Here is a 12431-nt window from a genome sequence, read left to right on the forward strand (position 1 = left end):
CCTTGGTGTCAGCGGCGCCTTGACATAAAGGGGTGCCATGAGCGTGTACCTGATCTTGGTCGATGCGCGGGCGACTGAGCGTTGAACCGATGACCGGAGGCGGCGCCGGGTGCGCGTCTGCCAGCGCGAGTGTCGCTTGCTCTCGTAGGCGGCTCAGGTTTCGTCGAAGAGTTCTTCGGCAACTGCGGCTGTGTACGGCACCTCGCTCAAGGCGAGCCAGCGCTCGATTTCGGCGAAATGACTGCCGAGGGCGGTCGCGGTGGCGACGGCGTCGACCGCGTCCGGCGGTGGCATAACCCCGTCCCGCCTCACCAAAGCCAGTGGCCACGCCGGCCGCACTCGATCAGTATCGGCGTAGAACAGGAACGGCGGTACGAACTGCAGCCGGCGACCGTCCGCGTCGTCGACAACGTCACCGGAGCGCAGCGCACCATAGGGGCGGTGCAGCAGCTTCATCTCGATCGGCTCAGCGCGCTCCAGCCACACGTCCGCAGCATCCGCGTAGCCGCTGCCGATCGGCAGCAGCGCGATGCGCGCTGTACACCTCGGCAGGAAGCCGTCGTCCATCGGCGGGTCGTATCGGCGGTACCGCACCACGTAGCACCGGATCGGCGGTATGCCGACCGCGCACCGGTCGCCCTCGTCGAGTTCGGCTGCCGGGGGGCGCAGCTGATACGGCCACCACGGCTCGGTTGATTCGTCGACGGGAAAGGCGAAGGTGCCGCTCGGCCGGTACCGCGAGTCGGGATCGAGTATGGCCCAGGGCCAGCGCACCGCCGCGTGGTACCGGCCGCGGCGCGTGGTCACCGTGGGGGTCCACGGGCACGACACCGTCACCACGTCACCGACCCGGTACGGCAAATCGTGCGGGGGTATCACGATCTCCGGTCGCTTCGGGTCGGCGTTTAGCAGGCCGTGGTCGGCAAGCCCGGCCGCCCATTCGGCACCGAGCCGGGCGGAAACAATCCGGATCTCGGCCGCAGCCTCCGCCGGACGTTGCTGCGTCATCGCCAGGGTGTCCAGCTGCGCCTGCGCCTCCCGGTCTCCCCAGTCGTCGTCATCGGGCCCCAGCTCCGACCAGAGGCCCACCGTCCACGCGGCAAGCTGTTCCATGGGCTCAGCGGTGGGCTGCCGAGCAGCCTCGGCCGCTCCGACGACAACTCCGAAGATCTGCGCCTCAATGCTGTCCTCGTACAGGTCGCTGAGCTTCGCCCCGACTGCCGCGATCCGCTCCGCGTCGGGCGCGGCGAGCTCGCCGTGTCCGGTCCAGAACGCGTCGACGCTGTACCGATAGAACGCGGCCGCTCGTGGCGTGCCGTATGCTCGCACGTACGGTGCGAGACGCTCGAGGCAACCCGCCACCCAGAGACCCGCCTGCCAGGGCAGAGGCGTCGTACCAGGCATTCCACCGCACCCCCCGTGACTACGCGCGGAACAGTGGACCATGCCCAGCTGGGCCCGGCAACCTCGGTTCACCCAGTTCTCGACGCGAGGCCGGTCCGGGCGAACGCGTTTACTCGTGTCCAGCCGACGCTTGGGCCTTGAACATCGCTACGGATCGTGGGTGCTCAGCCGCAGAGCCGATGCCGACGCACTACTTTCGACATGACCGGGCGTTTCCGATGGTTCCGGCAGGTTCGACCTACCCAGCACCATGGCTCCTGCGACCCGTCGAGGTAGACGTAGCGCTTCATCGCCCGACGGTTGGCACCTCGATCGCAGCGCGGTGAGACGACGGCCATTCGAGAGCTGTGGCTGAGCCCGAAGCAGATGGCGCGGCTCGACGCCCACCGATCCGGCCTCAGCGCGTCTCGCTGCCGGCTGTGCTGAGGCTTGCGCAGGCCAGCACGGTCAGGGTGGCTCCGAGTAGCAGCGCCGCGACGGCGAACGCGGTCTCGACGTCGGGCCCGGTCTCGACGGCCACGGACACGCTGATGCCCGCCTGGTAGAGCGGGTCGCTGTCGCGCGGCTCCGGCCGGCTCCGCCAGGCATCGTCCACGGCGAGCCAGGCCGCTGTAGCCAGCACCGTGGCGCCCACCGCCGCGATCGAGGGGGCGGTCCCATGGCGGCGGATCGCGCGGCCCATGACCCAGGCATACCCGCCGAGCACGAGCAACGCCGTCACGGCCACATTGGTGAGGGCGCCGAGCATGGCGGTCAGCCCCGATGGGAGGAGGGCGAGAAACACCAGGGTGACCAGCGTGAACACCCCCACCATCGGCACGGCCCGGCCGATTCGGCGCAGCCGCTCCCGTGGCAGCCGAGCAATAGCGACGCCGAGGCAGACGCAGACCAGGATCAGACAGCTGGCCACGGCTAGCTGTCGCAGGAACTGCGTCCGCTGCCATGCCGGGTCGGTCACCAGCGCGATCAGCTCGCTTGCGCTCGGTGGGGCCTCGCCGAATGGCGAGGCCGCCCATCCCCACAACTCCACGACGCCCGCGAGGGTGAGTAGGAGCAGGCCGCCTTGCAGTAGCAGGCGCGTCGACCGGGGCACGGCGGGACCGGTCACGGCGGGGTGGACGGCGAGAACGCCCAGCACCACGACACCGCCGACACCGGCCGCCCAGGGGGATCCGAACAGTGCGCCCGCGACCGCGAGCAGCGCCGCCCCGAGGAGCAGCAGGAGCGGCTTCGCTGAAGGCATTCGCACAGGGTAGACGGGCGAGTCCCGGATTCGGCGCCCGCGGCTGGACCGGACTCGATCTTCCGACTGCCGCTTAGCGATAGCTGATCCAACGCAATGACATCGACAGAAGCGGATGCAAGCGGCTCGGGCTCAGGCGGCTGTTTGAGGCGTGCTGCAGCGCATCCGGCAGCACTCGCGGCTCATCAGCAGACCCACGGGCACTCACCCCAGGTCGCCGTAGTAGCCCTCCTCCTCGCCGAGCAGCAGCGGTACGTCGTACACCGACATGTCCGGCCGGGCCCGCGCGTAGTGCACGCGGTGGCGCCATCGTCCGTGTTCGAACGCCACGTCGGCGTCGATCTCCGCCACCACGCTGGGTTCCACCTGCATGTATGGCAGCGGCTCTGGCCGGTCCAGTTGGCCGGACCAGGATGCCGGCAGTGGATTCGGCCACGGGTGTGCGATCGCGCCGCGGCGCGGCATGCGTGGCGGTGAGAGCTGCTCGGCCAGCGCGGCCCGCTGATCGGTGGTCAGTGGGTGGGAGCGGCCGGTGTACCGCAGCCGTTCCCGCCGGTCGAATCGGCCGAGCAGCAGGGTCTCCGGTCTGCTGATGCTGCCGGTAACCCCGCCGATGATGGCCTCCGTGACGATGCGGGTACGGAACTTCGACCAGCCGCGGCGGCCGGGCTCGTACCGGCCGGCCAGGCGCTTGCTGACCACGCCCTCGATCCCCACGGCGATGGTCCAGTTCAGCAGCCAGTCCGACACCTCCCGCATGTCGGCCGTCTGCGGGGTTACGGTGAGCTGCGCCGGGGCGCCGGCGAGCAGCCGCTCCAGCCGGGCCCGGCGCTGTACCAGCGGCAGGTCCAGGATCACCCGGCCGCCGACGTCGGCGAGCAGATCGAACAGCACGTAATGGGCGGGGCACTCGCGTGCCACGCGCAGCACAGCGCGGCCGGCGGTGACGCGCCGCTGCAGCTGCGCGAAGTTGGTCCGGCCGCGCTCCCAGACGATTAGCTCACCGTCGAGGACGGCACCGGGTGGGATGGCTGCCCGGATTGCCCGGGTGATGTCTGGGAAGTAGGTGGTCAGGTTCCGGCCGGCCCGCGACTGCAAATACACCCCATCCGCCTCGCGGAAGGCGATCGCTCGCCACCCATCCCACTTCGGCTCGTGCACCAGATCCCGGCCCTCCGGCACCGCATCGACCGGTGCGGCGAGCATCGGCGCAACCGGCCGACGCAGCACCGGCTCCGCCGCACCCACCCGTGCCCGGCCGGAACTCACCTCCAGCCCCGCCCATGAGCCCCTCTCATCTCCGCCCCCCACGTCATCGTGGGAGGCAACCGGCTCGCCTCGGGCGGAGATCCGCGACAACGAATGCCCCAGTGGTCACGGCACTGCTGTGGCAGGACCATCCAGCGAAGGAGGATGCGCTCCTCCTGTTCAACGCACGTCGGACCATCTGTGCGGACTGAACAGGCCACCTACCACCGCTGTCACCTTTGAAGGTGCAAGCGCTCCGGCGGCCGGATGGGATCCAGGCAGTGCCCGCTCGTGAAACCCGGTCGGCATACCGCCGGCGACAACCGCCTGGTCGTGGAGGGTGCTAGCACAATCGGTCATGATCAGGGCGTTTTCCACAGCGGCCAAAGTTCTTTACAGCAAGCGATCCCGGCTGGCGAGCGACAGGCGCCGAAGGCGAACCTGATCCGGTCGGCGAGGTCACCGCTCGGCTGCTGGCCACGGCCACGTGCAGCTGGAGCAGCCTCGGCCGCAGACCACCGACGACCGGGCCCCGCAGCGAACAGTTGCGGGGACCGGCTCCACCCCAAGCGCCCATCCGAGTCCGACGGCAGAACCTCGTACGCCGCGCCCTGCCTTCACCAGGCACGTACCGTCGGAGGGTGGACGTGCTGCTACGCAGCGGGCCAGGTGACGGCCAGGTGGTGCCCGGCGGCGGGGAAGCCGTCGTGTGGCAGGCCTGCCTGTACGAGATCACGCCCGACTACGGCCACCGGCACGGCCGCGATCTACGGGTCTACCGGCACCGCCCCGACTGCTGCGAGCCGTACGGACGGGGCGCCGAAGACCGCTGCGAATGACCCACTCCTACCGCTGTACGCAGGCTTGGTCGCGTCACCCCAACTCGCCGATCGAACATGCGTACGATCATGGTGTGGAAGAGGTGACCCGGAGGTGGTGGAACGGCGTCTGGGGGCGCCTGGCGCGCCGCGACGTGTGGCTCGTCCGCGAGACGCGCTGGAAGGTGATCGGCCGCGCCGGGGACACCGAGACGGGGAAGGTGCTGCGGTGGGAGTTCGAGACGGAGCCAGAAGCCATGCTCATGGTTGATCGCCTTCTGCGCGCCGACACCGCCGGGCAGTGGCGTGAACAAGAAGCTGCGGCGCCACCCGGGGTGGCAGCGACGGATACGAACAGCGCTGCGGCCCGGCCCGCCCGTAGAGGCGGAACAAAGCGTCATAACACGTGACAGAACCAGCGCTGGCTGAGGCTAGGGGCCCCGGTTCCCTGTGCGACGGCCGCCGGTTGCCCACCCGGGTTCGCTTCACAGGCGCAAGATCCCCCACCAGTGCTGTCCGGGCGGAACTGCGGGCCTGAGGCCCGGGCCTGGCACAGCAGCATCGACAAACGGCAGGATGGTCGCCGTGACCGCCGCCCCGACTCGTCCTCCGCTGGCCACCCTCGAGGCGGTGCTGGAGCGGTTGACCTACGTCAACGAGGAAACCGGCTACACCGTCGCCCGGGTCGCCACCGACCGCAGCGCCGACCTGCTCACGGTGGTCGGCGCGTTGCTGGGCGCGCAGCCCGGGGAAAGCCTGCGCCTGCACGGACGCTGGTCGTCACACCCGAAGTACGGCCGGCAGTTCGAGGTCGACTCCTACACCACGGTGCTGCCGGCCACGATCCAGGGCATCCAGCGCTACCTCGGCTCTGGCCTGGTCAAGGGCATCGGGCCGGTGTTCGCCGAGCGGATCGTGGCCCACTTCGGCCTGGACACCCTACGGGTGATCGAGGAGGAACCCGGCCGCCTGGTGGAGGTGCCCGGGCTGGGGCCGAAACGCACGGCGAAGATCACCGCGGCGTGGGAGGAGCAGAAGGCCATCAAGGAGGTGATGGTCTTCCTTCAAGGCGTCGGGGTGTCGACGTCCCTGGCCGTGCGGATCTATAAGCAGTACGGCGACGCGTCCATCGACGTCGTGTCGAAGGAGCCGTACCGGCTGGCCGCGGACGTGTGGGGCATCGGCTTCAAGACCGCCGACACCATCGCCCAGGCCGTCGGGATCCCGCATGACAGCCCGCAGCGGGTCATGGCGGGCCTGCAGTACACCCTGTCCGAGGCCACCGACTCAGGGCACTGCTACCTGCCAGAACCTGAGCTGGTCGCCGACGCCACGAAGATCCTCGACGTGCCCGGGGACCTCGTCGCCCGCTGCCTCGACGACCTGGTCGCCGACGAAGGCGTCGTCCGAGAAATGCTGCCAGGCGGTGACGAGGAGCTGGTGCCGGCGGTGTACCTGGTGCCGTTCCACCGCGCCGAGCAATCCCTCGCCAGCTCCCTACACCGTCTGCTCAACACCCCGGCCGACCGGCTGCCCCACTTCACCACCGTCGATTGGGAAAAAGCCCTCGCCTGGCTGAAAGCGCGCACCGGCGCGGACCTGGCCCCCGAACAGGAACAGGCCGTCCGCCTCGCCCTCACCTCGAAGGTAGCGGTGCTCACCGGCGGGCCAGGCTGCGGCAAGAGCTTCACGGTCCGCTCGATCGTCGAACTCGCCGCCGCCAAGAAAGCCAAGGTCACCCTCGTCGCCCCGACCGGACGCGCCGCCAAACGCCTGTCCGAACTCACGGGGCACCCCGCCGCCACCGTGCACCGCCTCCTACAGCTACGCCCGGGCGGCGACGCCTCCTACGACCGGGACAACCCCCTCGACGTCGACCTCCTCGTCGTCGACGAAGCCTCCATGCTCGACCTCATCCTGGCCAACAAACTCGTCAAAGCCGTCCCACCCGGCGCCCACCTGCTCCTCGTCGGCGACGTCGACCAACTCCCCTCCGTCGGCGCCGGAGAGGTCCTGCGCGACCTGCTCGCCGCGCCCACCATCCCGCGGGTGCGGCTGACCCAGATCTTCCGCCAAGCCGCCCAGTCCGGCGTGGTCACCAACGCCCACCGCATCAACGCCGGCCGCCCACCCGTGGTTCAGGGGCTGCCGGACTTCTTCCTGTTCGCCTGCGACGACACCGACGCCACCGCCGCCCTCACCGTCGACGTCGCCTGCACCCGCATCCCCGCCAAATTCCGGCTCGACCCGCGCCGGGACGTGCAGGTCCTCACCCCCATGCACCGCGGCCCCGCCGGCGCCGGCGCCCTCAACACCCTGCTGCAACAACACCTCACCCCGCACCGCGAGGGCCAGCCCGAGCGGCGCGCGGGTGGGCGGGTGTTCCGGGTCGGCGACAAGGTCACCCAGATCCGCAACAACTACGACAAAGGCCAAGCCGGCGTCTTCAACGGCACCCTCGGCATCGTCACCGCGCTCTCCACCGAAGAGCAGACGCTGACCGTGCGCACCGACGAAGACGAGAGCATCGACTACGACTTCGACGAACTCGACGAACTCGCCCACGCCTACGCCATGACCATCCACCGCTCCCAAGGCTCCGAATACCCCGCGGTCGTCATCCCCCTCACCACCAGCGCCTGGATGATGCTCCAACGCAACCTGCTCTACACCGCCATCACCCGCGCCAAACAACTCGTCGTCCTCGTCGGCTCCCGCCGCGCCCTCGCCGCCGCCGTCCGCACCGTCAGCGCCGGACGCCGCCACACCGCCCTGACTCACCGTTTGACCGTGTAACGGACAGGCCCCGGCCCACTTCACCCTCGGCCACAGTGGGAGCGCGTGGCCCGCCGCGACGTGTGGCTGCCCGGCAGGGCTGCCCGCAAGAGCCCCCGTGGCCCCAGAATGACACCTTCGGTGTGAACGCGGACGGGTCTCACCGTTGGGTGCTGTCGGACACCGTTCTGTGCTGCCAACCACGGCCACTCTGCTGTCCCGTGTCGTCTGCCGCTGGCCATTGCTGCTGCTTTCGCTGCCTCCAGGCTGCCTCCCCACGCCCGCCTGACCTGGGCTACACCCCTGGGGCCGCTTCTATGCCATCAAATTTCACCCCCCACCTGCCAGCATTGATGCACCTGACGATCAGAAGGAACAAGATTGCTTCAAGGAAGCGGCAACGCCAACGCCCGACCACCGACATCATCGATCAGAAGCGATAAAGTCCGGGGGCCGAGCCAACCACTCAACGCCGCGAATGATCGAGGCTAGGGCAAATTCCTGTGATCGGAGATCAAACAACGAGAACTTCCCCTAGATCGACTGGGTCGAGTAGATCAGAGCGGGCGGATGTTCTGTGCCTGCGGGCCCTTCTGGCCGTGGGTCACCTCGAACTCGACCCGCTGGTTCTCCTCTCGTCTGCGGTAGCCGGAGCTCTGGATGGCCGAGAAGTGGGCGAAGACGTCGGCGCCGCCGCCGTCCGGGGTGATGAAGCCGAAGCCCCTTTCATCGTTGAACCATTTGACGGTGCCAATTGCCATGTGTTTCGTCTTCTGCGACCTGCGGTGCGTCTCCTGCGACCTGGGGTGCCGGGCCCGCAGCTTGCGGAACCCGGTCAGGGACAGGCTTGTGGCCGCGAGGGCGAACAGGAACACCGCGAAGGCCACATGCGCAGTCGTCTGGCCGTGGGTGAGGGTGTAGATCCCGCCGCTCACGGTCCCGAGGGTGAGACCGAACGCGGGCGGCCAGCGATTGGTGGCCAAGCCCATGATCGTCACCGCGAGCGCTGGAGCCCACATGAGAAAGAGCACCCAGCCGTGCCACTCGTAGCCATCGGCAGCAACGCAGCCGCCCCGAGGTCCGCGCTCGCAACCGCCTTCGATGAGCCCGCCGACACCCCAGCTCATGGCTAGCATGACGACGATGCCGAGCGGGATCCACCACAGCTTCGGCCAGGTGTCCTCGACGTCCCAGCCGCCCGACGAACCTCGCCCGCTCACTCTGCCCCCCAGCGTCTAAGCCGACCGGGAGCGTACGACATGCGCTCAAACTTCAGGGTCGTCTCGTGCTCACGGCCGGCCCTCGCAGATGGTGCCGTATTCGGCCGCCCCGCTTGCAGGCATTCGCACGCTTGTGTGATCTGTGAGCGCGTGAACGGGCATCACCTTGCATCAAGCTGAACCTGTGTCACTGTCTGCCGCCGACCCGCCCTCCTGGGGAGCGGGCCACCGCCCGGTCCGCCACGTCAAGACGGCCTTGACGCACGGACGGACGCTGGTGGGCCGGGCGGTGGTCTGCTCGGCTCGCCCGGGTCGTCGGCTGGCGGGATGGCCCTGCGCAACCACCCACGGACCGCAAACGCGCGGACGGAGCCCCGGCCATCCTGGAGTCGTTGCGCCCCCGCCGGAGGCAGCCGGCTGGCCGGCCGCGGGCGGGCCGGCTCCTCCCCCTAGCGCATCGTTGGAGGTTGGGGTGCTGGCTGGCCGCCAGCTCTATCCCTTGGTCTCACCGACCATGCCTGCCGTCAACTGCGGCGGGGACTCTGGGAGGTCGTTGGGGAACCGGCGCGAGAGCAAATTCCTCCCGGCGGGGCCATCGGCGTCGTTAGCAACCGACGACCACCGCTCCGATCCGCTCGTGCTGAGCCCAACCCCGTGCAAGCTGCCCAGCAACCTCTGCCTGCAACCGTCGCGGGTCTACAGCCAAGAGCCGGCACGACGGGCAAAGCGCCGGAAGTCCACCGTCACCTTCTACCGGGTCGCTTGGCTGGCAGCGAAATCCGACCGGTACCTCTTCCGAGAGGGGAAGACAATACTTCACCAGGGTCCCCATGCTCGCGCACATGAGAAGTGCCTTCACGTGATGCGGGTGCATTCAGGACCTTCCTCCTCGTCCATGTCGACTCCAGGAACCCTGCACCGCACCCTCTCTAACCGGCGGCGAGGCAGCGCAATCATCTCTCGGACGCAATCTGCCCGCGCGGCGCGGAAGCTCCCGCCTCCCGATGAATGCGAACGGTCGAAGCCGCCCTGGGTGGGGATCAGAGTGCCGTCAACGACGGCGATCTGGTCGACCAGGCGCCGGCGGGCCGGGCGGCGACGACAGCGGCCGAGCCGTCGCCCGGAAGTCTTGCGAATGGTGCCACGACGATGTGCAGCGTCAGCGTCGATGTGATGTGAGAGAAGTGGGTGTCGCCTACTACAGGTGAAGGGCGATCAGGCCCTTCCGCCCGGGTGGCTCATCGACACCCTTCCCCCGGTGGGCCGCTCGGCGTCGAAAGCGTGAAGCCTGGAGACAGCATGCCGTCCCGAGCGCACTATTCCTCCCCGAGTGGTGGCGGGGTCGGCCCCGACCAGAGAGGGGCGGGACCAGTGAGATCGCGGAGTGCCGCGAAGCCGGAACCCGGCGTGGCATCCGAGGACCGGCCCGGGCTCGCCGTCGCGCAGCTTTCTGCTGCACCCGCCTTCGGGTGACGACGCCGAGCGCGTCGTACCACTGCGCCGCGACCACCGCACGCGCGCTGCCGCGCAGCGTGAGCGTCCACGCCGGGACTACTCTGCCGCTGGCAGGCGCTGCGGCAGCCCGAGCCGCGGGAACTGGTCGTCGTGGAGGATGACGATCTCGGTGATCGCACCGTCGGTGACGCGCAGGACGTCGATCGTCAGCGGCAGGTGATCACTTTCCCGCTCGTGCCGGAGGTGCAAGGCGACGGCGGGCTTGCCGGTTCACTGGTGGGGACGGTGCGCAGGTGCCCCAGGTGCATCGGCCGCTCCTGGCAAAGGGCGGCGAGGCCTCGCCGTCGATGGTCAGGCTGCGGGCGGCCGCGAGGGCGTGAGCAGATGTTAGGCGAGCTGACCACGGTACGGAACATGCTCTGCCCGGAAGTGGCTCGGTGCTGGTCTGCGTGCCGCTGCTGTGCTTAGCCGCGTTCCGCCCCCGGAAGGACCGCTGGGTGGGATGGTTGTCGAGTTGATTCGGCTTGGCTCAGCCCCACGTGCGCCGCACCGGTGACACGTGGACGGTGGGCCGGACCCCGCGGTCCGGCCCACCGTTCCTTGCCGCATCTGGGGAGATCCGCTCAGGAAGCGACGACGACCCAGAACGGTCCGGATGCCGGGCACCGGCTGGGCAATTGGGCCCCCTCTGGGGCTGCCGCCTCCACCGATCCTCCTCGCAGGGACACTTTGTCGCCCGTCTTGAGCGACTTTGCCTGATCGAGCGAGGAGGTGGGAAAGATCGGCACATAAACTGTGCCCGACGTGGAATCGGTGACGGTCAAACACTGATCTTTCATCGAGACGGTACCCTCCAGCAGTGCGCTGTCGCCGACGCCGGGTTCCTCGTCGTGATATTGGGCGAACGTTGCCGAATTGGCGTCGAAGGCTTGTTCAGCCGAATCGGAGCAGCCGCTCACGCACACCACGAGCATCCAGGCCGCGAGGACGGGACGTAGGAAAGCATGGTTCATCCGTCACCAACTCTGTTAGTAGTAGAGCGTTGTGCCTGACGGGATTCGGTAGATCTTGGAGTATACGCTCCACCCGGTCCCCCCGCCCTTGTGAATGCCGATCGCGTTGCTTCCGTTCACCCACGGCCCCCCGCTGTCGCCTCCGGCCTGGTCGGCGCTCACCCTGACGAAGACCGAGTTGCATGTCGTCCCCGGGCACGCGCCGGACCAGGTGGGCTTGTAGGCGATCGAGGTGATCGTGCCGCACTTCCACCCGGTCGTCTTGCCTCGATGGCAAGCCGTAATGCCCTCTGGAACGTCTTGCGGTCCCGCAAGGATCGTTGGACTTGACGAGGAGGACCCGTAGAAGGTGTTGGTGATGGAGTTCCCGGTGCCGATGGCGACGCTGTAGAACGCTATGTCCGCGTTGGCGTCGTACGTTTGAGTTCGCCTGGTGCTGGTTTCCCAGACACCGGTGCCTGCGGTGTTGGGATATATGTTCTGCGTTTGACCGCAGTGGGCGGCAGAGAAGTATCCGATGTAGGAGCCGTACTTTGCGGAGAAGCCTGCCGTACAGGTGCTCATTGCCAACCCACCCCGGACCGTCAGCCCGGAATCGCCGCCCGCGTCCTGGTGCTCGAGCACCACCTCCGGGAAACCAGTACGCTCTTTCACCGCCTGGGCAACTGGCCCACTGCTGCTGTCCGTGGTTTCGACCACCAGTGCTCCGTCTGCCGTCCGGACGTAGATCCCCTGCACTCCCGGGAAGTCCTGCCGTACCGCCGCCTCGACGTTTGGAGTCAACTGGGGTCGCCTGTTCCGGATGGGCGACTCATCGACCACCGAAACTGTGGTCAGGCTGGAAAGGTCGAGTCCGGCAAACACGGACGCGACCTCTTCCTGCACTGTGCGCACCCGCAATGTCTGGCCGCCGAGGCCCTGTTCGATCCAGATATCGGCGTCAACCCCGAGCCTGACGCCGGTCCGAGCAATCAACTCAATGACACTTTCCTGGTCGTGAATCGCGTCGGCTGCCTTGTCGATGCTCACCTCGTTCAGCCGTGAGTAGGCCTCCACGGCGGCAGAGGTCGCATCGGTTGGCGAGGGGGATGCCATAGCCGGCGCTGTCGGCGCTGCGGCGAGAGCGAGAAGGGCCGTTGCCGCGAACGCGGCAGCCTTGTGGCCTGTGCGACGTCGCACCAATCCTCCAGGGGTGGGTAGTCATTGGCTCACGGAAGGTAGCAAGGCCCTTCGCGCCACCACAAGGCTCTATGGA

The 12431-nt window shown here is 68.4% G+C and carries 11 protein-coding genes; 4 read left to right on the forward strand and 7 right to left on the reverse strand.

Annotated features, from left to right (window positions below; all coding sequences use genetic code 11):
* Window positions 1-153: 153 nt before the first annotated feature.
* From ACY34I_RS38955 to ACY34I_RS38965, 3 genes are all read right to left on the reverse strand, one after another.
* Window positions 154-1404 (reverse strand): hypothetical protein, encoded by a 1251-nt coding sequence (locus tag ACY34I_RS38955; protein ID WP_462760322.1) that lies wholly within the window; start codon window positions 1402-1404, stop codon window positions 154-156.
* Window positions 1405-1801: 397 nt separating this feature from the next.
* The gene (locus ACY34I_RS38960) at window positions 1802-2647 is read right to left on the reverse strand and encodes a hypothetical protein (protein WP_462760324.1); all 846 of its coding nucleotides are present in this window, start codon (window positions 2645-2647) and stop codon (window positions 1802-1804) included.
* 204 nt (window positions 2648-2851) lie between these two features.
* On the reverse strand, window positions 2852-3853 hold the full coding sequence (locus ACY34I_RS38965) for an ATP-dependent DNA ligase (RefSeq protein ID WP_462760326.1): 1002 nt from the start codon (window positions 3851-3853) through the stop codon (window positions 2852-2854).
* A gap of 683 nt (window positions 3854-4536) precedes the next feature.
* Between ACY34I_RS38965 and ACY34I_RS38970 the strand changes: the two genes are divergently transcribed.
* The 3 genes from ACY34I_RS38970 (at window position 4537) to recD2 (ending at window position 7509) form a co-directional block, all read left to right on the forward strand.
* Window positions 4537-4734, forward strand: a complete 198-nt coding sequence (locus ACY34I_RS38970) for a hypothetical protein (RefSeq protein ID WP_462760328.1) — start codon at window positions 4537-4539, stop codon at window positions 4732-4734.
* A gap of 74 nt (window positions 4735-4808) precedes the next feature.
* Complete coding sequence (locus ACY34I_RS38975) at window positions 4809-5123, forward strand: hypothetical protein (RefSeq protein ID WP_462760330.1); 315 nt, start codon at window positions 4809-4811, stop codon at window positions 5121-5123.
* A gap of 166 nt (window positions 5124-5289) precedes the next feature.
* A complete protein-coding gene (recD2, locus tag ACY34I_RS38980; RefSeq protein WP_462760332.1) occupies window positions 5290-7509 on the forward strand; it encodes an SF1B family DNA helicase RecD2 in 2220 nt (739 codons plus the stop codon).
* Between the two features lie 536 nt (window positions 7510-8045).
* Here the strand turns inward: recD2 and ACY34I_RS38985 are convergent.
* On the reverse strand, window positions 8046-8249 hold the full coding sequence (locus ACY34I_RS38985) for a cold-shock protein (RefSeq protein ID WP_462760342.1): 204 nt from the start codon (window positions 8247-8249) through the stop codon (window positions 8046-8048).
* Between the two features lie 1467 nt (window positions 8250-9716).
* On the opposite strand from ACY34I_RS38985, the gene ACY34I_RS38990 reads away from it, so the two are divergent.
* On the forward strand, window positions 9717-9887 hold the full coding sequence (locus tag ACY34I_RS38990) for a hypothetical protein (protein WP_462760334.1): 171 nt from the start codon (window positions 9717-9719) through the stop codon (window positions 9885-9887).
* Window positions 9888-10259: 372 nt separating this feature from the next.
* Here ACY34I_RS38990 and ACY34I_RS38995 read toward each other — a convergent pair whose 3' ends face one another.
* The 3 genes from ACY34I_RS38995 to ACY34I_RS39005 all read right to left on the reverse strand — a co-directional run bounded on the left by ACY34I_RS38995 (window position 10260) and on the right by ACY34I_RS39005 (window position 12205).
* Entirely contained in the window at window positions 10260-10412 is a 153-nt protein-coding gene (locus ACY34I_RS38995; RefSeq protein ID WP_462760336.1) for a hypothetical protein, read from the reverse strand.
* Window positions 10413-10786: 374 nt separating this feature from the next.
* Window positions 10787-11176 (reverse strand): hypothetical protein, encoded by a 390-nt coding sequence (locus ACY34I_RS39000; RefSeq protein ID WP_462760338.1) that lies wholly within the window; start codon window positions 11174-11176, stop codon window positions 10787-10789.
* 15 nt (window positions 11177-11191) lie between these two features.
* Entirely contained in the window at window positions 11192-12205 is a 1014-nt protein-coding gene (locus ACY34I_RS39005) for a trypsin-like serine protease (RefSeq protein ID WP_462760340.1), read from the reverse strand.
* Window positions 12206-12431: the final 226 nt, after the last annotated feature.

It is taken from the genome of Micromonospora sp. RTBAU3-60 (assembly GCF_054963695.1).